Here is a 19,012-nt window from a genome sequence, read left to right on the forward strand (position 1 = left end):
AAAGCGGGGGGTGGGGGGGATCCGGGCGACGAGTTCGACGTCATTGGTCAGCACAAACGTCCAACACATCACCCCACCCCGGAGCTTCGCTCCGACCCTCCCCCTCGAGGGGAGGGTGAGGCCGCGACGCCTCCCCTCGCCACTCTCCCCCCTTGAGGGGGAGATGTCCGCCCTTCGACAGGCTCAGGGGACAGAGGGGGGTAAAGCGCCCACAGCCGAAACCCTCTTCTCCCCGGCGGGGAGAAGTGCCGAGCGTAGCGAGGCGATGAGGGGGCCAAGTGCGCCAAGCCCAATGAGCTTCGCTCCCCCTCATCCGGCACTACGCGCCACCTTCTCCCCGCTGGGGAGAAGAGGACCGTCAAGCCTCCACAAGTCCGTCCAGCTCCGGCAGAAGAACCACGCTCTCCTGCTCGTTGGGATCTGTCCGGGCGATCAGCGCCGTGCAGGGCGCGTTGGAGAGGTTCGCCGGCAGATGCGGCACGCCGGCCGGGATGTACATCAGTTCGCCGGCATGCAGGATCACGTGGTTTTCCAGCCGGTCGCCGTACCAGGTATGCGCCTGGCCCGACAGGCAGTAGATCGCCGTCTCGTGGTTCTCGTGCAGATGGGCCTTGGCCCTCGCGCCCGGCGGCATGGTCAGAAGATGCATGCAGATGCCCTTCGAGCCGACGGTCTCGGCCGAAATGCCGGCGAAATAGCTCAGGCCCTGCTTGCCGTCATACGTGCTTTCGGGCCGAACGATCCGGCAGGTGGGTTTGAATGACGTATCCATGCTGGCACTCCTCCGTGAGCTCAGAAATTCCCGCAAAGTCCGATAGGCCGGCCCGTGCCCGCCATGTATTGATAGTGTGCAAGAGGCTTGGCGCCTTTGCAAGAAAGCCCATAGGTTCTGATCGATGACCGCTCCCTTTTCCGTCGTGTCCGCCAAGGACCTCTGTCTCACCTTCCAGACGGGAGACGGGCCGGTCCATGCGCTGTCCAATGTCGATCTCGAGGTGAAGAAGGGTGACTTCGTCTCCTTCATCGGCCCCTCCGGCTGCGGCAAGACCACCTTCCTGCGCGTCATCGCCGATCTGGAAAGACACACATCGGGCACGATCACCGTCAACGGCATGACGCCGGAAAACGCCCGCAAGGACCGCTCCTACGGCTATGTTTTCCAGGCGGCGGCGCTCTATCCCTGGCGCACCATCGAGAAGAACATCGCCCTGCCGCTCGAAATCATGGGCTTTTCGAAGGAGGAGCAGAAGAAGCGGATCGAGCAGACGCTCGACCTCGTCAACCTCACCGGCTTCGGCAAGAAATTCCCCTGGCAGCTGTCGGGCGGCATGCAGCAGCGCGCCTCGATCGCCCGCGCGCTGGCCTTCGACGCCGACCTGCTGTTGATGGACGAGCCTTTCGGCGCACTCGACGAAATCGTCCGCGACCATTTGAATTCCGAACTGCTGAAGCTCTGGGCCCGCACCGACAAGACCATCTGCTTCGTCACCCATTCGATCCCGGAAGCGGTCTATCTCTCTACCAAGATCGTCGTCATGAGCCCCCGCCCCGGCCGCGTGACCGACATCATCGAATCCACCCTGCCCAGGGAACGGCCGCTGGAGATACGCGAAACACCGGAGTTTCTGGCGATCGCCCATCGCGTCCGCGAGGGTTTGAAGGCGGGGCACTCTTATGAGGAATAGTGTTTCGTTGAATGGAAAGACCCCTCCCCAATCCCGGCTAGAAAAAACCCCTCCCCAACCCCTCCCCACAAGGGGGAGGGGCTTCATCGCCCGCCTCCCGCGCTTCGATCGGGGCAAGGCGCTGCCGCGGGTATTCTCCCCCCTTGTGGGGGAGATGGCCGGCAGGCCAGAGGGGGTTGGCAATCCGGAACGACCTTTCTCGATGGAGTGTCCTATGCCGCATTCCAATATCGACCCGAAGACCCGAAAGCGCGCCAGAACGCTCCGAAGCGAATTGACCAAGGCCGAGCGAGAGATGTGGGATCTCTTGCGAGATTTGAGACCCCGTGGCGCTCGTTTCCGCCGGGAAACACCCATTGGGCCGTACATCGCCGACTTTGCCTGGCTGTCCGCCCGCGTGATCGTGGAGGTCGATGGCGACAGTCATGAGACGGACCACGGCCGCGCCCATGATGGGCGCAGAGACGATTTCCTCCGCAAGCAAGGCTTCATGGTTCTTCGATTCGACAATGATCAGGCCATCGACAACCCCGACTATGTCGCCATCAGTCACGAACAGAGCTTGGAGGCCTTTCTGACTTCGCAAGGGGACCAGGCATGACCGCCCCCTCCCTCCTCCGCGACCGCGTCTTGCCGATCCTCACCGTGATCTTCGCCATTCTCGTCGTCTGGCATCTCTTCGTGGTCTATCTCAACGCGCCCTTCGTGCGCGACCAGGCGGCGCGGGCGAACGAGACGATCACCTTTGGGCAGGTGGTCGAGCGGACCTTTGCCCAGGAGCGCCCGGTGCTGCCCGCCCCGCACCAGATCTTCGCCGAACTCTGGGACACCACGGTCAACAAGGCGGTGACCTCCAAGCGAAGCCTCGTCTACCACGCCTGGATTACCCTTTCGACGACCCTGCTCGGCTTCGTCATCGGCACCGTGCTCGGCATCCTGCTGGCCGTCGGCATCGTCCACAACCGGGCCATGGACCGTTCCTTGATGCCCTGGGTGATCGCCAGCCAGACCATTCCGATCCTCGCCATCGCGCCGATGGTCATCGTCGTTTTGAACTCGGTCGGCATATCGGGCATCCTGCCCAAGGCACTGATCTCGACCTACCTGTCCTTCTTCCCGATCGTCGTCGGCATGGTGAAGGGCTTGAGAAGCCCCGACACCATCCTTCTCGACCTGATGCACACCTATCATGCGAGCCCGGGCCAAACCTTCTGGAAGCTGCGCTGGCCGGCCTCGATGCCCTATCTCTTCACCTCGCTGAAGGTGGCCATCGCCATCTCGCTGCTAGGCGCCATCGTCGCCGAACTACCGACCGGGGCGGTCGCGGGTCTTGGTGCCCGGCTGCTGTCCGGCTCCTATTACGGCCAGACCATCCAGATCTGGGCGGCGCTGTTCATGGCCGCCGGCCTTGCCGCCGTCCTCGTTACGCTGGTGGGCATCGCCCATTCCCGTGTACTCGCTCGCATGGGGGCCAAGCCATGAACGGCTATCTCGTCTTCGCCCTCGTTTTCTGGCTCGCCGCCTGGGGCCTCAACGAATGGCTGGTGCGCCGGACTTTCAAGGACCGCACGGTGCGCCGCATCGTCAACACCGCCGTGCCGCTGATCTTCGGCATAACCCTGCTGGTCATCTGGGAATGCCTGGTGCATGGCTTCGACATTCCCTCCATCCTCTTGCCCGCGCCGTCGATGATCTGGGCCCGCCTGACCAGTTCGGTGCCCACCCTCTGGGCCGACTTCCAGCAGACCTTCCTCAAATCGGTCCTGACCGGCTATGCGCTCGGCTGCGGCTTGGGCTTTGCCGTGGCGATCCTCGTCGACCGCTCTCCCTTCCTGCAGAAGGGCCTGCTGCCGATCGGCAATTTCGTCTCGGCGCTGCCGATGGTCGGCGTCGCGCCGATCATGGTCATGTGGTTCGGCTTCGACTGGCAGTCCAAGGTCGCCGTCGTCGTCATCATGACCTTCTTCCCGATGCTGGTGAACACCGTGCAGGGTCTGTCGGCAGCGAGCCACATGGAACGCGACCTGATGCGCACCTATGCGGCCTCCTGGTGGCAGACGCTGGTGAAGCTGCGCCTGCCGGCGGCATGGCCGTTCATCTTCAACGCGCTCAAGATCAATTCCACGCTGGCTCTGATCGGCGCCATCGTGGCAGAGTTCTTCGGCACCCCGATCGTCGGCATGGGGTTCCGGATTTCCACGGAAGTGGGGCGCAGCAATGTCGATATGGTCTGGGCCGAGATCGCGGTTGCCGCGCTCGCCGGCTCGATCTTCTACGGATTGGTGGCACTTGCAGAACGCTGGGTCACCTTCTGGCATCCGTCTGTCCGTGGTGGACAGGCGTAAACAAGAAAGAGGGAACAGAAAATGACATTGAAACTCGCATCCCTGCTATTGGCAGGCGCCGTCTCGCTGACGGCCATGCAGGCGGCCGCGGCCGAAAAGGTGACGCTGCAGCTGAAATGGGTCACCCAGGCCCAGTTCGCCGGCTACTACGTCGCCAAGGACAAGGGCTTCTACGAGGAAGAAGGCCTCGACGTCGAAATCAAGCCGGGCGGACCGGACATCGCTCCCCCGCAGGTTCTCGTCGGCGGCGGCGCCGACGTGATCGTCGACTGGATGCCGTCTGCGCTGGCCACCCGCGAGAAGGGCGTGCCGCTCGTCAACATCGCCCAGCCGTTCAAGGCATCGGGCATGATGCTGACCTGCCTCAAGGAAACCGGCATCACCAAGCCGGAAGACTTCAAGGGCAAGACGCTCGGCGTCTGGTTCTTCGGCAATGAATATCCGTTCCTGTCGTGGATGAGCACGCTCGGCATCAAGACCGATGGTGGCGCCGATGGCGTGACGGTGCTGAAGCAGGGCTTCAACGTCGACCCGCTGCTGCAGAAGCAGGCGGCCTGCATCTCGACCATGACCTACAATGAGTACTGGCAGGTCATCGACGCCGGCATCAAGGAAGACGAACTGGTGACCTTCCAGTACGAGAAGGAAGGCGTGGCCACCCTGGAAGACGGTCTCTATGTGCTGGAGGACAAGCTCAAGGACCCGGCCTTCAAGGAAAAGATGGTCAAGTTCGTCCGCGCCTCGATGAAGGGCTGGAAGTGGGCCGAGGAAAACCCGGATGACGCAGCCGAAATCGTCCTTGAAAACGACGCCTCGGGCGCCCAGACCGAAACCCACCAGAAGCGCATGATGGGCGAGGTCGCCAAGCTGACCGCCGGCTCCAACGGCGCGCTCGACGAAGCCGACTACAAGCGCACGGTCGCCACCCTGCTCGGCGGCGGTTCCGACCCGGTCATCACCAAGGAGCCGGAAGGCGCCTTCACGCTCGACATCACCAATGAAGCGCTGAAGTAAAAACGCAGCCGCATCCCAGACGATGGCGCCCGGAACCCGTTCCGGGCGCCTTTTGCATCTGTGAGACGTTGCGCACCGGCAACGAACCGGAACAATCGCAGTTCCGCGCGAGCATTGTTTTGTCCACTCGGGCAATCAGGATCCAAACACACCGTAATTTTCGCCGGAGACTTGCAACGCGCGGCCGCGATACCAACTAAAGTTTCATCGCCATGGCGGGTAGAATTGTCGCGCCGCCGCAAAAAAGCTATACCGCATGCCTGAGCGAGCGCTGGTCTGAAGCGTCGCGATCTACGTAAATACATTGGTTGTCGAAAAATCCGTCCAAACCCTCGGAAGGGACACATGGTTCGCATTACGAACGTCACTGCCGGACTGCTTGTTCTGTCTGTCGCGCTTTCTCCGTTTGCCGCAGCTGCCGAGGATGCGCCCGCGAACCCGCCGAAGCAGTCGCTGCCTTCCATCGTCGTCACCGAAGCCACCAGCCGCACCCTGATCGACCGCATCGTGGCCACGGGGACCATCAAGGCGGTGGAGGAAATCTACGTGCAGCCGCAGGTCGAGGGCCTGTCGATCCGCTCCCTCGAAGTCGATGTCGGAGACCGCGTTGCTGCCGACGCGGTGGTAGCGCGGCTGAACGACGACACCCTGCTTCTGCAGAAGAGCCAGCTCGTGGCGACCAAGGCCAAGGCCGAAGCTTCGCTCGCCCAGTATCAGGTGCAGCTTGCCGACGCGAAATCCGGCGCGGCCGAAGCCGAGCGCCAGTACAAGCGCGCCGTGACGCTTGGCAAATCGGGCACACTCTCCACGGCCTCGATCGAGCAGGCCGAAACCGCGGCCACCAGCGCCAATGCCAAGGTGGACAGCACGGTGCAGGCGATCGCCATTGCCGAGGCCGACATCAAGGTGGTCGAGAGCCAGCTGGCCGACATCGACCTGAAGCTCGCCCGCACCGACGTAAAATCCCCAGTCGCGGGTCTGATCGCGGCGCGCAATGCCAAGGTCGGGGCAATTGCCAGCGGCGCCGGGCAGCCGATGTTCACCGTCATCCGCGACGGCGAGATCGAACTCGTGGCCGACATATCGGAAACGGACATTCTCAGGATGCGTGTCGGCCAGAAGGCGGAAGTCAAGGTCGCCGGCGGTGCGGCGACGCTCGACGGGTCCGTCCGGCTGATCTCGCCGGTGATCGACCCGCAGACGCGCCTCGGCGCGGTCCACATCGCCATCGACGACGACCAGGGCGCGCGCGCCGGCATGTATGCAAGCGCCGAGATCATCATCTCCGAAGCCCAGGGCGTCGCCCTGCCGCTGTCGGCGGTCACCACCGACAAGCGCGGCACGACGACCCGCCTGGTCACCGACAACGTGGTCAAGCAGGTCAAGATCGAGACGGGCATCCAGGATGGCGCCTTCATCGAAATCAAGGACGGGCTGAGCCAGGGCGATGTCGTGGTCGCCAAGGCAGGCGCCTTCGTCCGCGATGGCGACCGGATCAATCCGGTCCTTGACGAAACCTCGGCAGAGTCGAACTGAGCAGGAGCGCTCCCGTGAACTTTTCCGCCTGGTCCATTCGCAATCCGATCGCACCGATCCTCGGCTTCTTCCTGTTGATGGTCGTCGGCCTGCAGTCCTTCTTCGCCCTACCGATCACCCGCTTTCCGAACATCGACGTACCCTTGGTCGCGATCACGGTTCAGCAGAGCGGCTCCTCCCCGGCCGAACTCGAGATGCAGGTGACGAAGGAGATCGAGGACGCTGTCGCCAGCATCACCGGCGTCGATGAACTGACCTCGACGGTCACCGACGGGCAGTCGCAGACGGTCGTCATGTTCCGCATGGAAATCCCGACGGAACAGGCCGTTCAGGACGTCAAGGACGCCATCGACGGCATCCGCGGCGATTTGCCGGCATCCGTCGAGGAGCCGATCGTCGCCAAGGTCGATGTCGAGGGTCAGGCGATCCAGACCTTTGCCGTCTCCTCGCCCAACATGTCGCTGGAGGAACTCTCCTGGTTCGTCGACGACACCGTCAAGCGCGCGCTGCAGGGCCAGCCCGGCATCGGCCGCATCGACCGCTACGGCGGCGCCGACCGGGAAATCCGCGTCGAGCTCGACCCCGACCGGTTGAACGCCTTCGGCATTACTGCCGCCGACGTCAACGGGCAGTTGCGCGGTACGAACATCGATCTCGGTTCGGGACGCGGCCAGGTGGCCGGTGCAGAACAGGCGATCCGCACACTCGGCGATGCGCGCAATGTTGCAGACCTCGCCAATACGACGATTGCGCTCTCGGGTGGCCGTTTCGTCAAGCTGTCCGACCTCGGCACCATCCAGGACACCTATGAGGAACAGAAGTCGTTCTCCCGCTATAACGGCGAACCGGTCGTCACCTTCGCCGTTTTCCGGGCCAAGGGCGCCAGCGAGGTCTCGGTGGCCGAGACCGTCGAGAAGAGTCTCGGCGAAGTGCGGGCCGAGAACCCGAACGTCGGCATCGAACTGATAAACGACTCCGTCTACTTCACCTACGGCAATTACGAAGCCGCCATGCACACGCTGCTGGAAGGCGCGATCCTTGCCGTCATCGTCGTCTTCCTGTTCCTGCGCAACTGGCGCGCCACGCTGATTTCCGCCGTAGCGCTACCCCTGTCCGCGATCCCGACCTTCTGGATCATGGACATGATGGGCTTTTCGCTCAACCTCGTCAGCTTCCTGGCGCTGACGCTGGCAACCGGTATCCTGGTCGACGATGCGATCGTCGAGATCGAGAACATTGCCCGCCATATCAAGCTGGGCAAGACGCCCTATAGGGCTGCCATCGAGGCGGCCGACGAAATCGGCCTCGCCGTCATCGCCACGACCTTCACCATCATCGCCGTCTTCGTGCCGGTGTCGTTCATGCCGGGCATTCCCGGCCAGTACTTCATCCAGTTCGGCCTGACTGTCGCCTTCTCGGTATTCTTCTCGCTGATGGTGGCGCGTCTCATCACGCCGCTGATGGCGGCCTACCTGATGCGCGCCGAAGACGCGATGGACGACCATCACGACAATGACAGCACCTTCATGAAGGGCTACACGCGGCTGGTGCGCACCACCACGACGCATTGGTATGCCCGCTATGCCACGCTGATCGGCGCCTTTGCCTTTCTCGTCGTGTCGATGATGCTGCTGGCGCAGGTCCCCGGCAGCTTCCTGCCGCCGGAAGACGCCGGTCGCGTCACCCTTTCGGTGGAATTGCCGCCGAATGCGACGCTTGCCGAGACCGAGCGCAAGACCGACGAGATCTATGCAGCGGTCAAGGATCTCGACGGCGTGGAGAGCACGTTTATTCTCGGCGGCGCCTCGCCGAAGGGCGACATGGAACTGCGCCGCGCCAGCGTCACGCTGAACCTGATCAGGATCGAGCATTCGCTGCTGAAGACCATCGTCAACAAGGGCATTGGTGGCCTTCCGCTGATCGGCGACTATCTGCCGAAGCTTCCGATCGAAGGCCGCACCCGTCCGCAATGGGACATTGAGCGCGAGGTCTTCGAAAAGCTGAGGCCGATCGCCGATATCCGTGTGCTGAAGCTCAACGACCGCGGCGAACGCGACCTCGCCTTCAACTTCCTGTCGAAGAACGAGGAAGAACTGAACGATGCCGTGGGCCTGCTGGAAGCCAAGCTCCGCACCGTGCCGTCGCTCGGCAATGTCAGCGCGGAAGGCGCCCTGCCCCGTCCTGAATTGCAGATCCGTCCGCGCAAGGACGAGGCCGCCCGTCTCGGCATCACGCCGAGCCAGATCGCCGAAACCGTCCGCGTCGCCACCATCGGCGATATCGACGCCGCGCTTTCCAAGATCTCCCTCGACAACCGCCTGATCCCGATCCGGGTCCAGGCCGCGCTCGACCTCCGGACCGACCTCGCCGCCATCCGGGCGCTCAAGATCCAGACGGCCACCGGCGCCACCGTGCCGCTCGCCAGCGTCGCCGACATCGACTACTCGGAAGGCGTGTCGTCGATCAAGCGCAACAACCGCAACCGCGTCGTCACCATCGGCGCCGACCTGCCGCAGGGCGTTGCGCTCGACACCGCGTCGGCGGCCTTCCGTCAGGCCGTCGAGGAGGCCGATATTCCGGCAAGCGTGCGCCTCGCCGAAAGTGGAGACACCAAGGTGCAGAACGAAATGCAGGAGAGCTTCCTCAACGCCATGCTGCTCGGCCTGCTGCTCGTGCTCACGGTGCTGATCCTGCTGTTCAAGGACGTGATCCAGCCCTTCACCATCCTCTTGTCGCTGCCGCTCGCCATCGGCGGCGTGGCCGCGGCCCTGATCATCACCGGCAATGCGCTCTCCATGCCCGTGCTGATCGGCATTCTGATGCTGATGGGCATCGTCACCAAGAACGCCATCCTGCTGGTCGACTTCGCCATCGAGATGCGCCATCAGGGCGTCGCCCGGATCGAGGCCATGGTAGAAGCGGGCCGCAAGCGCGCCCGTCCGATCATCATGACCTCGATCGCCATGTCGGCGGGCATGCTGCCCTCGGCGCTCGGCGTCGGTGAAGGCGGCTCGTTCCGTGCACCGATGGCGATCGCCGTCATCGGCGGCATCATCGTCTCGACGGTCATGAGCCTGCTCGTCGTGCCGGCCTTCTTCCTCATCATGGACGACCTGTCGCGCCTGCTCGCCTGGCTGTTCAGCCGGATGGTCGGCAAGAAGGAAGAGGAACCGGAGGCCCTCTCCCCCGAGGCGCTCACCGAGCGGACGGAGAAGAACGCCGCAACGCTCTCGACCATGGAGGCGCGCCTCGCTGCCGTGGAAAGGCGCCTGCCGGAGCCGCAACGCAAGGGTGGCGAGGGCGCAAAGCTGATCTCGCTGCCGCCGCTTGCCGCAGAATGATCGCAGACGCACAAGGAGAGCCGGGCACACGTCCGGCTTTCCATGTATAATTCCGGCAATTTTCCAGCAAAATCGCAGTATCCGACAAGGCGATTGATCGAAATCAATTCGCCCGTTCTCGCCCTTGCCTATCGTCAGCCTGCTGAGAACCAAGTGAGTGAGGATGGATTCTTGGCCAGGGAGCGACACGGGACTGGACGAGCCAGCCTCGACCTTTCCGGCCACGGAGCATCGGCGTTGCGTGACGGATCGAGCGCCCAAAGGCAGCCCGCAGCCCTTCTCGGGGCGGGCGATGCCACCCGCTCGCCAGCCCCTCGCCTCGCCGTTCTCACTGCATACTGGCCAACGCGCTCCACCAGGAACGCAAACTGGAGCCGAGAACCGTGAACAAGATTTTGAAATTGAACACACGCGACAAGACCACTCTGCTCAGGACGCCTTTCATGGCCTCTCTCGGTGCGAGCGCGCAGGCGCGCATGCTCGAGATCGCGACGGTCATGAGTTATGAATCGCGCGATATCCTGTTCCGCGAGGGCGAGGCGGCGGAGAGCTTCTATTGCGTCTTGAACGGCTATGTCCGGCTGTTCCGGCTCAACAAGGACGGCCGGGAAGCGGATATCCGCATCTGCGGCCCCGGCGATACCTTTGCCGAATGCCTTCTGGCAATGGGCGACCACTATCTCTACAACACCCAGGCTGCGGAAACCATCACGGTCGCGCGCTTCGAACTGCACAAGGTGCGGGCCCTGGCCGAGCAGGAAAAGGACGTGGCCAAGGCCATCATCCAATGCCTGTCGAGCCACCTGCGCAACACGATGGACTGCATCGCCAATGACCGGTTGCAGACCGCGCCGCAGCGCGTCGCCCACTACCTGCTCGACAACTGCCCGCAGGAGGGAAGTTCCGCCTCGATCCGCCTGCCCTTCCAGAAGAGCCTGCTGGCCGGAAAACTGGGCCTTGCCCCGGAAGCCCTGTCGCGCGCCTTTTCCTCGCTCCGCCGCGCTGGCGTGACCGTCCGCGGACGGATCATCCAGATTTCGGACATCAGTGCTCTGAAGCAGATCTGAGCGCCATTCTCCCAAGCATCGAGGTGAACGGGCGGGCCCTCAAAGCCCGCCCGTTTCCTTGAGAAAGCGAACGATCTCGTCGACCCCCTCACCGCGCTTCATGTCGGTGAAGACGAACGGCCGGGCGGCGCGCATGCGCCCCGCATCGCCCTCCATCACGGTCAGGTCGACGCCGACATGGGGCGCCAGATCCTTCTTGTTGATCACCAGAAGGTCCGAGCGGGTGATGCCCGGCCCGCCCTTGCGCGGGATCTCCTCGCCCTGGCAGACCGAAATCACATAGATCGTCACGTCGGCGAGATCGGGCGAGAAGGTCGCGGCGAGATTGTCGCCGCCGGATTCGATGAACACCAGGTCGAGATCCGGAATGCGGGCGTTGAGATCGGCAATGGCCCTCAGATTGATCGAGGCATCCTCGCGGATCGCCGTATGCGGGCAGCCGCCGGTCTCCACCCCGACGACGCGGTCCGATGACAATGCCTGCATGCGGATCAGCGCATCGGCATCCTCGCGCGTGTAGATGTCGTTGGTGACGACCGCGACGGAATAGTCGTCGCGCATCGCCTTGCACAGCTTCTCCGTGAGCGCCGTCTTGCCCGAACCAACCGGCCCGCCGATGCCGACGCGCAAGGGACCATTCTCAGATTTCATGCTGCCGTTCCTGTCTCTCTCATGCTGTGTTGCGAGCGCCCCTCATGACTGGAAGAGCCGTGAATACTGAACCTCGTGCCGCATCGACAGCATGTCGGCAATCACTGTCGCCGAACCGAGGTCGTCGAGCCCGAGAGCGCAGACCTCTTCGGCCTGGCCGAGAATGGCCGGCTCGAGGCGAGCTACTATCGCGACCCCTTGTGTCTGGCCGATGATGCCGAGCCGGATCGCCGCCGAGACGAGTTGGCCGCACTGGGCTTGCAGGAAGGCCACCAGCGTCTCGCCGAGGGACACGCCATTGGCCGCAGCGATAGCGCCGACGGCGACGCCATAGGCCGTGTTGGCACCAAGCAAGGCCAGGACCGGCTGCGGCCAGGCGGAGGCGGCTGCCAGAAACGCGTCTCCCTGCCGCACCGCCTCCTGATGGCGCTCGGCGGAGCCCGCCAGAGCAGCCGCAAGCGATGCGACCTCGGACAGACGGCCCGGCTGGTCGAAGGCGCGGTGGGCCTCGGCCAGCAGGATCGCGTCATTGCGCAGAGAACCGGCAACGAGCACGGTTTCCAGCCAAGCTGCAAGTTCGCCCGCGCCGGAGACATGCCCCTCGACGACTGCCGCCTCCAGCCCGCCGGAATAGGCAAAGCCGCCGACCGGAAAGGCCGGCGACAACCAGGTCATCAGCCGGATCAGGCTTTGCGGATTGCTGGCACCGGCCAGGCGTTCAGGCATGGTCGTGATTGTGGTTGGAATGCCCGCCATGGGAATGATAGGCCCCGCGCATCGGCTGGAAGCGTTCCGTTACCTCGGTCACGTCAGCGCCCAGACCGGTCAGCATGTCACGGATCACATGATCGCGGAGAATGAGGATGCGCTCCTCCTCGATCTGCGCCGGCAGGTGGCGATTGCCCAGATGCCAGGCGAGTTCGACAAGGTGCAGCCGGTCTCGGGGCGTAATCTCGAAGAGTTTCTCCTGGGCCGCCCTGACCTCGATGGCATTGCCGTCATCCAGCAGCAGCAGGTCGCCATGGGCAAGGAGCACCGGCTGCTTGAGGTCGAGCATGACCATGTCGCCATCCTCGAGGTGCAACAGCTTGCGCCGCAGATGCCGCTCGTCATGGGCAAGGGTGACGGAGCCGGCGATCGTCTCTTCGGACGTCCCGGCAGGGAGATAGGTGGTAACGCGACGCATGGTTTTCCCGAACTGGTTATTTTTCAACCATGCAAAAACAAGAGGCAAACAGCAAGCTGAAGTTTCAGCCTGCCACCGGGACCGGCTCGCCGATGAACGGGTTCATGCCGGCGGCACTCGCCTCGGCGGCAGGCTTGTCGCACCTGTCGCAATTGCCTTCCTCGGTCTCGTGCACCACGCGATTGCGCCCTCCGGCCTTGGCCCGGTAAAGGGCGCAATCGGCTGCGGAATAGACGCTTTCGGGGCGAAGATCCGAGGCGAATTCGGCGATGCCGGCCGAAATTGTCGTGTGGATGGCCGCGCCGTCACAGCGGATCACTCGCGCTTCGACGAGGTTGCGGGCCCGCTCCACCAGGCCGATACGCTGCGCGAGACCGCCGCCCCGGATGATCACGCCGAATTCCTCGCCGCCCAGCCGCGCGATCAGGTGTTCGTCTTCGAATACTTCCCGCAGGATGCCGGCCACCGACCTGATCACCTCGTCGCCGGCGCAATGGCCATGGCCGTCATTGACCGCCTTGAAGCGATCGATATCGAGGATCGCCAGCGACGCTCCCGGACCGGTTTCCGCCAGGGCAGCATTGAAGGCGCGCCGATTGAGGAGCCCCGACAGCATGTCCGTCCGGCTGAGGCGTTCGAATTCCGCGCGCGACACCGACAGTTCCCGAATCACATGGCCGGTTAGCAGCGCCAGCGCTCCGGACACGGCACCGCCGAACAGCCAGGAGCCGGCGACGGACAACTTGACCGCATCCGCCAACGACAAGGGCATGAGCCCGAGCGCATAGCCAAGCGGCAGGACGGCAAGATTGAACAGAAAAGCGAGCAGCACTGCCCGAAAGGTCATCTTGAGGGCAAAATTGTAGACCGCGCCCCGGCTGTCGAAATTGCCGAGATCGACCTGAAGCGACATCCATCGTCTAAGCATATCCACCGCGCCGCCCCCTGTTCTTGCAGCACTGATCGATTAGGCTCGTTCCCTTGGCCAATTGCTAATCAAAATACTAAAATGCCGATGAAAGCCAAAATAGTTTGGGAATGCCTCTTGGCCAATATTGATAACCTTTGATTGCAGATATTACAACATTCGACCAACCGTAAACCGACCTCGGGAAGGGCCGGAAGCCCCGAAATTCCGCCCTATTTTGGTCGATGAACTACCTAGCACTATGATTTGCATGTAAATTTCCAGATGCCGCCGCCGGAAAAACATAAAATCCTGAGTATTAACACGGTCGTGGACAACCCACGCTCGACAACCCTGCCGCGTTAACGAAAACAGGCCCGGGCGAGCCCGGGCCTGATCGATGGAAATTCCGGGAGGAAATGCCTCAGGCGGCGATCTTGGCTTTCAGCTTTTCCATGATGTTTTGCGGCGAGGACACGCCATAAGGGTCGCTGTCGCAATTGTCCGAATAGCCTTCTTCCTCGAACCACTGCTCGACGAGGCCATCATTGATGATGGCGGCATAGCGCCAGGAGCGCATGCCGAAGCCGAGATTGTCCTTGTGTACGAGCATGCCCATCTTGCGGGTGAATTCGCCCGAGCCGTCCGGGATCAGCTTGACATTGTTGAGGTTCTGCGACTTGCCCCAGGCATTCATGACGAAGGCGTCGTTGACCGAGATGCAGTAGATTTCGTCGATGCCTTCGGCCTTGAACTCTGGATACATCTTTTCGAAGTCCGGCAGCTGGTAGGTCGAGCAGGTCGGCGTGAAGGCGCCCGGCAGCGAGAACAGGATGACCCGCTTGCCCTTGAAATAATCGGCCGACGTCATGTCCTGCCAGCGAAACGGATTGGGGCCGCCCACCGATTCGTCGCGAACGCGGGTACGGAAGGTGACATCGGGAACTTTCTTACCGATCAACATGGCAATCTCCTTAGAAATCAAAAAAGATCCGGCCGGCCCGCGCAATCGGGGCGATCGGCCCTGAGAATTAGAACTAACCTAAAATCGGTTGCAACGCAGCATGAAACCGCCGCAACGAGCCTGCGCATAGCAGAATTGCACAGGGCGCATAGCTATGCGTCCTTGCACCTACCATCCCACCGCTCCATCGACGTGCCTCGCAAACGGGTGGAGCGGCAGAAGCTCAGAACAGGAAGTAGCGCTGCGCCATCGGCAGCACGGTCGCCGGTTCGCAGGTCAAAAGCTCGCCGTCGGCGCGCACTTCGTAGGTTTCCGGGTCGACTTCCACATGCGGGGTGAGATCGTTGAGGATCATCGACTTCTTGGAAATGCCGCCGCGGGTGTTCTTCACCGCCACCAGCTGCTTGGCTACCCCGAGCTTGCCGGCGAGACCGGCATCGAGCGAGGCCTGGGAAACGAAGGTGACTGAAGAGTTGGTCCGCGCCTTGCCATAGGCGCCGAACATCGGTCGGTAGTGCACAGGCTGCGGCGTCGGGATCGAGGCGTTCGGATCGCCCATCGGGGCTGCCGCAATCGAGCCGCCCAGGATCACCATGCTCGGCTTCACGCCGAAGAAGGCGGGATCCCAGATGACCAGGTCGGCGCGCTTGCCGATCTCGACCGAGCCGATCTCGTGCGAAAGTCCCTGGGCGATCGCCGGATTGATCGTGTACTTGGCGATGTAGCGGCGGACGCGAAAATTGTCGTTGTCGCCGGTCTCCTGCGCCAGCCGCCCGCGCTGCCGCTTCATCTTGTCGGCCGTCTGCCAGGTGCGGATCGCCACTTCGCCGACCCGGCCCATGGCCTGGCTGTCCGACGAGATGATCGAGAAGGCGCCGATGTCGTGCAGGATGTCCTCCGCCGCGATCGTTTCCTTGCGGATGCGGCTCTCGGCAAAGGCGATGTCTTCCGGGATCGACGACGACAGGTGATGGCAGACCATCAGCATGTCGAGGTGCTCGGCGATCGTATTGACCGTATAGGGCCGCGTCGGATTGGTCGATGACGGGATGACGTTCATCTGGCCGCAGATCTTGATGATATCAGGTGCATGGCCGCCGCCCGCACCTTCGGTGTGGAAGGCGTGGATGGTGCGGCCGCGGATCGCGCCGATCGAATCCTCGACGAAACCGCTCTCGTTCAGCGTATCGGTGTGGATCATCACCTGCACGTCATACTGATCGGCAACCGTCAGGCAGCAATCGATGGCGGCCGGCGTGGTGCCCCAATCCTCGTGCAGCTTCAGCGACGACGCGCCGCCGAGGATCATTTCCTCCAGCGCGCCGGGCAGCGAGGCGTTGCCCTTGCCGGCAAAGGCGAGGTTCATCGGGAAGGCGTCGGCCGCCTCGATCATCCGGGCGAGATGCCAGGGACCGGGCGTGCAGGTCGTGGCGAGCGTGCCATGGGCCGGGCCCGTGCCGCCGCCGAGCATGGTGGTCAGCCCCGACATCAGCGCTTCCTCGATCTGCTGCGGGCAGATGAAGTGGATGTGGCTGTCCATGCCGCCGGCGGTGACGATCTTACCTTCGCCGGCAATCACTTCCGTCCCCGGCCCGACGATGATGGTGACGCCCGGCTGGGTGTCCGGGTTGCCGGCCTTGCCGATCGCAACGATGCGGCCGTCCTTCAGCCCGATATCGGCCTTGACGATGCCCCAGTGGTCGACGATCAGCGCATTGGTGATGACGGTGTCGACCGCCCCGTGGGCGCGCGTCACCTGGCTCTGGCCCATGCCGTCGCGGATGACCTTGCCGCCGCCGAACTTCACCTCGTCGCCATAGGTGGTGAAATCCTTCTCGACCTCGATGAACAGTTCGGTGTCGGCGAGCCGCACCTTGTCGCCGGTGGTCGGACCGAACATCGAGGCATAGGCCTTGCGGGACATCTTGTAGGGCATGACGATCAGACTCCTTGGGAGGGGGAGGACGCAGTGTCTGGATTGAGCCGCACCAGCTTGCCGGAGGCAACATGGGCCTCGATCAGCTGGCGCTCGGCGGTAAACGGATGGCCGTCCCAGCCCTGGTGGCTGAAGCCGGCCAGAAAGATCTGGTCTCGGTCATGGCCGGGATCGGCCAGCACGTCGGCGAGGACCTGCGCCACGACGATCATGCCGCTGCTCGGCACCACGTAAGGTCCCGGCTCATAGGCCAGAAGCGCCTGGTCGACCGCCTCGTGGACCTCGCGCGACAAGACGCGGTGCCGCTTGTCGCAGGCTTCGGCGGCTGCGGCGAAGCCGGCCGTGTAGTCGTCGCAGAAGTCGTCGAGTTCCGGATGGCTGACCAGCAGGGTCTGCCGCATCTGGCCGAACTTTTCCGGATCGCGCACCGACCAGATCTCCGAGCAGGCGCTGACCGGCGGGCTGTCCAGCCAGGCACCGGACAGCATGGCGCGGGCCGGCCGGCCGGTATTGCACACCGCCACGACGTCGGTGCGGCTGCCGGCGGCCCCGAAATTGCGGCACTCGTTGAAACGGATGACCCGGTCGGCGGCGTCGATCCTGGCCGCTGACCCTTCCGGTACATCTCCGTTTCCGACGATCATGATGCGCTGTCCCATCTCTCTCCGATCGTCAGTTGCCGAAGCCTTCGACGAGCGCCTTGAGCTCCGCCGTCCGCTTGCGCGTCAGCTCGGCAAGGCACAGCTCGACGATGGCCGGCTCGAGGGTGCCGCCGCGCACGGAGAAACCCTCGACCTCGCACTGGCCGTCACGATACTGGATCCAGGCGCGCTGTGCCTTGAGCAGGGCATCGACCGCCCCGCGCTGGTGGGCGTCCAGATTGGCATCCCATTCGGCGACGGCCTTCTTGGTCTCCGCCCACTGCGCGTTCAGCTTCTTGTCTTCCGCCGCATGCTCCTGCACGGCGCAGAGCGTCATGTCCGACTGGGTGACTGCATCTTCGCACTTGATGATCGGCTCGTCCTCCGCGGAGACGGGCGCGGACACTAGGCAAAGCGCCAGTGCGGCCAGCGCGCTTCGGCTCCATGCGGTAGATGTCATCGACGTCAGCAAACCACGGGCTCCCTTCACAGCGATGCTCCGTCGAAGGCCTGCGACGGCAGCGCACGCGCATCGACGCCGTCGAGGCAGTTGACGTTGACCGCGACCATTTCCTTGCCGTCCGGCGTCGTGCCGAGCGAAAAGCTCTGGATGCCACATGTCTTGCAGAAGAGATGATGGATGGCGTGCTTGTTGAACAGGTATTCGCCGAGATTGTCCTCGCCGGCATTCAGCTTGAACGCCTGCTTCGACGTGAAGGCGAGCACTGCCCCCAGGCGACGGCAACGCGAGCAGTTGCAGACGACCGTATGGCCAAGATCGACATCGATGTCGAAATCGACCGCGCCGCACTGGCAGCTGCCGTGATAGTGCGCGATGGCCATCAGAGCCTCCCCATGATCTTCTGTCGGAAACCATAGACCTCGCGCTTGCCGGCGAGCGGGATCAGCGTGACCTGACGCGTCTGGCCGGGTTCGAAACGCACGGCGGTTCCGGCCGGAATGTCGAGCCGCATGCCCCGCGCCGTGTCGCGATCGAAGGAAAGCCCGGCATTGGTCTCGAAGAAATGATAATGGCTGCCGACCTGAACAGGGCGGTCGCCGGTGTTCGACACCTCGATCGTCACGGTCGGCTGACCGGCATTGAGTTCGATCTCGCCGTCTGCGGCGATGATTTCACCGGGGATCATGGACAGTCCCTCCCTTGATCAGGCGGCCTTGACGGGCTTGCAGCCCTCGGCCTTGAAGACGCGTATGGTCGACGCTGGATTGTTTACGAGTTTCGCGGCCGGCCGGATCGGTCGTCGCACCAGTTCCCCGCCGCAGTTCGGGCAGACGCCGCCGAGCACGGTCGCCGCGCAGTCGCTGCAGAAGGTGCATTCGAAGCTGCAGATCAGCGCCTCGCCGCTTTCCGGCGGCAGGTCGCGGTTGCAGCATTCGCAGTTCGGTCGGAGTTCGAGCGCCATCGCCGCGTCCCCTCAACGGATCGGTTCGTGGACGGTCACCAGCTTGGTGCCGTCGGGAAAGGTCGCTTCCACCTGCACGTCATGGATCATCTCGGCGATCCCCTCCATGACCTGGTCGCGGGTAATCACATGGGCACCTGCCTCCATCAGCTCGGCGACCGGACGTCCGTCGCGTGCGCCCTCGACGACGAAATCGCTGATCAGGGCGATGGCTTCCGGGTAGTTGAGCTTGACGCCCCGCTCCAGCCGGCGCCGCGCCACGATGGCCGCCATGGCGATCAGCAGTTTGTCTTTTTCCCTCGGGCTCAGGTTCAT

General features: G+C 63.4%; 21 protein-coding genes. 8 read left to right on the forward strand and 13 right to left on the reverse strand.

What is annotated here, in order from left to right:
* Window positions 1-358: 358 nt before the first annotated feature.
* Window positions 359-772 carry a cupin domain-containing protein gene (locus DYZ14_RS21895; RefSeq protein ID WP_154722650.1) on the reverse strand — a complete coding sequence of 138 codons (414 nt, stop codon included), beginning with the start codon at window positions 770-772 and terminating at the stop codon, window positions 359-361.
* A gap of 124 nt (window positions 773-896) precedes the next feature.
* On the opposite strand from DYZ14_RS21895, the gene DYZ14_RS21900 reads away from it, so the two are divergent.
* From DYZ14_RS21900 to DYZ14_RS21935, 8 genes are all read left to right on the forward strand, one after another.
* Window positions 897-1,685, forward strand: coding sequence for an ABC transporter ATP-binding protein (locus DYZ14_RS21900; protein WP_154722651.1), 789 nt, complete (start codon window positions 897-899; stop codon window positions 1,683-1,685).
* Window positions 1,686-1,899: 214 nt separating this feature from the next.
* Entirely contained in the window at window positions 1,900-2,286 is a 387-nt protein-coding gene (locus tag DYZ14_RS21905) for an endonuclease domain-containing protein (protein WP_154722652.1), read from the forward strand.
* Entirely contained in the window at window positions 2,283-3,167 is an 885-nt protein-coding gene (locus DYZ14_RS21910; protein WP_154722653.1) for an ABC transporter permease, read from the forward strand. The genes DYZ14_RS21905 and DYZ14_RS21910 overlap by 4 nt, the downstream gene beginning before the upstream one ends.
* Complete coding sequence (locus tag DYZ14_RS21915) at window positions 3,164-4,030, forward strand: ABC transporter permease (protein WP_154722654.1); 867 nt, start codon at window positions 3,164-3,166, stop codon at window positions 4,028-4,030. The genes DYZ14_RS21910 and DYZ14_RS21915 overlap by 4 nt, the downstream gene beginning before the upstream one ends.
* A 21-nt stretch (window positions 4,031-4,051) precedes the next feature.
* Window positions 4,052-5,044, forward strand: coding sequence for an ABC transporter substrate-binding protein (locus DYZ14_RS21920; protein WP_154722655.1), 993 nt, complete (start codon window positions 4,052-4,054; stop codon window positions 5,042-5,044).
* 345 nt (window positions 5,045-5,389) lie between these two features.
* The gene (locus DYZ14_RS21925; RefSeq protein ID WP_154722656.1) at window positions 5,390-6,580 is read left to right on the forward strand and encodes an efflux RND transporter periplasmic adaptor subunit; all 1,191 of its coding nucleotides are present in this window, start codon (window positions 5,390-5,392) and stop codon (window positions 6,578-6,580) included.
* A 14-nt stretch (window positions 6,581-6,594) separates the two neighbouring features.
* Entirely contained in the window at window positions 6,595-9,921 is a 3,327-nt protein-coding gene (locus DYZ14_RS21930) for an efflux RND transporter permease subunit (RefSeq protein WP_154722657.1), read from the forward strand.
* A gap of 443 nt (window positions 9,922-10,364) precedes the next feature.
* A complete protein-coding gene (locus DYZ14_RS21935; protein ID WP_154722658.1) occupies window positions 10,365-10,988 on the forward strand; it encodes a Crp/Fnr family transcriptional regulator in 624 nt (207 codons plus the stop codon).
* 39 nt (window positions 10,989-11,027) lie between these two features.
* Here DYZ14_RS21935 and ureG read toward each other — a convergent pair whose 3' ends face one another.
* From ureG to DYZ14_RS21995, 12 genes are all read right to left on the reverse strand, one after another.
* Window positions 11,028-11,639 (reverse strand): urease accessory protein UreG, encoded by a 612-nt coding sequence (gene ureG, locus DYZ14_RS21940; RefSeq protein WP_154722659.1) that lies wholly within the window; start codon window positions 11,637-11,639, stop codon window positions 11,028-11,030.
* Window positions 11,640-11,681: 42 nt separating this feature from the next.
* Entirely contained in the window at window positions 11,682-12,365 is a 684-nt protein-coding gene (locus DYZ14_RS21945) for an urease accessory protein UreF (RefSeq protein ID WP_154722660.1), read from the reverse strand.
* Entirely contained in the window at window positions 12,358-12,825 is a 468-nt protein-coding gene (gene ureE, locus DYZ14_RS21950) for an urease accessory protein UreE (RefSeq protein ID WP_154722661.1), read from the reverse strand. The genes DYZ14_RS21945 and ureE overlap by 8 nt, the downstream gene beginning before the upstream one ends.
* A gap of 64 nt (window positions 12,826-12,889) precedes the next feature.
* Window positions 12,890-13,753, reverse strand: a complete 864-nt coding sequence (locus tag DYZ14_RS21955; RefSeq protein WP_232365636.1) for a GGDEF domain-containing protein — start codon at window positions 13,751-13,753, stop codon at window positions 12,890-12,892.
* Window positions 13,754-14,156: 403 nt separating this feature from the next.
* Window positions 14,157-14,693 carry a peroxiredoxin gene (locus DYZ14_RS21960; protein ID WP_154722680.1) on the reverse strand — a complete coding sequence of 179 codons (537 nt, stop codon included), beginning with the start codon at window positions 14,691-14,693 and terminating at the stop codon, window positions 14,157-14,159.
* 226 nt (window positions 14,694-14,919) lie between these two features.
* On the reverse strand, window positions 14,920-16,632 hold the full coding sequence (gene ureC / locus DYZ14_RS21965; RefSeq protein ID WP_154722663.1) for an urease subunit alpha: 1,713 nt from the start codon (window positions 16,630-16,632) through the stop codon (window positions 14,920-14,922).
* Window positions 16,633-16,637: 5 nt separating this feature from the next.
* Window positions 16,638-17,276, reverse strand: a complete 639-nt coding sequence (locus tag DYZ14_RS21970) for a Urease operon accessory protein (protein WP_154722664.1) — start codon at window positions 17,274-17,276, stop codon at window positions 16,638-16,640.
* Between the two features lie 28 nt (window positions 17,277-17,304).
* Window positions 17,305-17,733 (reverse strand): lysozyme inhibitor LprI family protein, encoded by a 429-nt coding sequence (locus DYZ14_RS21975; RefSeq protein WP_154722665.1) that lies wholly within the window; start codon window positions 17,731-17,733, stop codon window positions 17,305-17,307.
* Window positions 17,734-17,759: 26 nt separating this feature from the next.
* On the reverse strand, window positions 17,760-18,116 hold the full coding sequence (locus DYZ14_RS21980) for a GFA family protein (RefSeq protein ID WP_154722666.1): 357 nt from the start codon (window positions 18,114-18,116) through the stop codon (window positions 17,760-17,762).
* On the reverse strand, window positions 18,116-18,421 hold the full coding sequence (locus DYZ14_RS21985; protein ID WP_154722667.1) for an urease subunit beta: 306 nt from the start codon (window positions 18,419-18,421) through the stop codon (window positions 18,116-18,118). Before DYZ14_RS21985 ends, DYZ14_RS21980 begins: the two co-directional genes overlap by 1 nt.
* Window positions 18,422-18,439: 18 nt before the next feature.
* Window positions 18,440-18,697 (reverse strand): DUF1272 domain-containing protein, encoded by a 258-nt coding sequence (locus tag DYZ14_RS21990; protein ID WP_154722668.1) that lies wholly within the window; start codon window positions 18,695-18,697, stop codon window positions 18,440-18,442.
* 12 nt (window positions 18,698-18,709) lie between these two features.
* Window positions 18,710-19,012 carry an urease subunit gamma gene (locus DYZ14_RS21995; protein WP_028736400.1) on the reverse strand — a complete coding sequence of 101 codons (303 nt, stop codon included), beginning with the start codon at window positions 19,010-19,012 and terminating at the stop codon, window positions 18,710-18,712.

This window comes from Ciceribacter sp. T2.26MG-112.2 (assembly GCF_900492205.1).
Taxonomy (GTDB): Bacteria; Pseudomonadota; Alphaproteobacteria; order Rhizobiales; family Rhizobiaceae; genus Allorhizobium; species Allorhizobium naphthalenivorans_A.

What these genes read in the sequence shown, in the direction of transcription:
- DYZ14_RS21905 (WP_154722652.1), top strand. Translation starts at nt 1,900, where the DNA reads ATGCCGCATTCCAATATCGACCCGAAGACCCGAAAGCGCGCCAGAACG.
- DYZ14_RS21900 (WP_154722651.1), top strand. Translation starts at nt 897, where the DNA reads ATGACCGCTCCCTTTTCCGTCGTGTCCGCCAAGGACCTCTGTCTCACC.
- DYZ14_RS21985 (WP_154722667.1), bottom strand. Translation starts at nt 18,421, where the DNA reads ATGATCCCCGGTGAAATCATCGCCGCAGACGGCGAGATCGAACTCAAT.
- DYZ14_RS21995 (WP_028736400.1), bottom strand. Translation starts at nt 19,012, where the DNA reads ATGAACCTGAGCCCGAGGGAAAAAGACAAACTGCTGATCGCCATGGCG.
- DYZ14_RS21895 (WP_154722650.1), bottom strand. Translation starts at nt 772, where the DNA reads ATGGATACGTCATTCAAACCCACCTGCCGGATCGTTCGGCCCGAAAGC.
- DYZ14_RS21945 (WP_154722660.1), bottom strand. Translation starts at nt 12,365, where the DNA reads ATGCCTGAACGCCTGGCCGGTGCCAGCAATCCGCAAAGCCTGATCCGG.
- ureC (WP_154722663.1), bottom strand. Translation starts at nt 16,632, where the DNA reads ATGCCCTACAAGATGTCCCGCAAGGCCTATGCCTCGATGTTCGGTCCG.
- DYZ14_RS21935 (WP_154722658.1), top strand. Translation starts at nt 10,365, where the DNA reads ATGGCCTCTCTCGGTGCGAGCGCGCAGGCGCGCATGCTCGAGATCGCG.
- DYZ14_RS21990 (WP_154722668.1), bottom strand. Translation starts at nt 18,697, where the DNA reads ATGGCGCTCGAACTCCGACCGAACTGCGAATGCTGCAACCGCGACCTG.
- DYZ14_RS21975 (WP_154722665.1), bottom strand. Translation starts at nt 17,733, where the DNA reads ATGACATCTACCGCATGGAGCCGAAGCGCGCTGGCCGCACTGGCGCTT.
- DYZ14_RS21915 (WP_154722654.1), top strand. Translation starts at nt 3,164, where the DNA reads ATGAACGGCTATCTCGTCTTCGCCCTCGTTTTCTGGCTCGCCGCCTGG.
- DYZ14_RS21910 (WP_154722653.1), top strand. Translation starts at nt 2,283, where the DNA reads ATGACCGCCCCCTCCCTCCTCCGCGACCGCGTCTTGCCGATCCTCACC.
- ureG (WP_154722659.1), bottom strand. Translation starts at nt 11,639, where the DNA reads ATGAAATCTGAGAATGGTCCCTTGCGCGTCGGCATCGGCGGGCCGGTT.
- ureE (WP_154722661.1), bottom strand. Translation starts at nt 12,825, where the DNA reads ATGCGTCGCGTTACCACCTATCTCCCTGCCGGGACGTCCGAAGAGACG.
- DYZ14_RS21980 (WP_154722666.1), bottom strand. Translation starts at nt 18,116, where the DNA reads ATGGCCATCGCGCACTATCACGGCAGCTGCCAGTGCGGCGCGGTCGAT.
- DYZ14_RS21925 (WP_154722656.1), top strand. Translation starts at nt 5,390, where the DNA reads ATGGTTCGCATTACGAACGTCACTGCCGGACTGCTTGTTCTGTCTGTC.
- DYZ14_RS21920 (WP_154722655.1), top strand. Translation starts at nt 4,052, where the DNA reads ATGACATTGAAACTCGCATCCCTGCTATTGGCAGGCGCCGTCTCGCTG.
- DYZ14_RS21955 (WP_232365636.1), bottom strand. Translation starts at nt 13,753, where the DNA reads ATGCTTAGACGATGGATGTCGCTTCAGGTCGATCTCGGCAATTTCGAC.
- DYZ14_RS21970 (WP_154722664.1), bottom strand. Translation starts at nt 17,276, where the DNA reads ATGATCGTCGGAAACGGAGATGTACCGGAAGGGTCAGCGGCCAGGATC.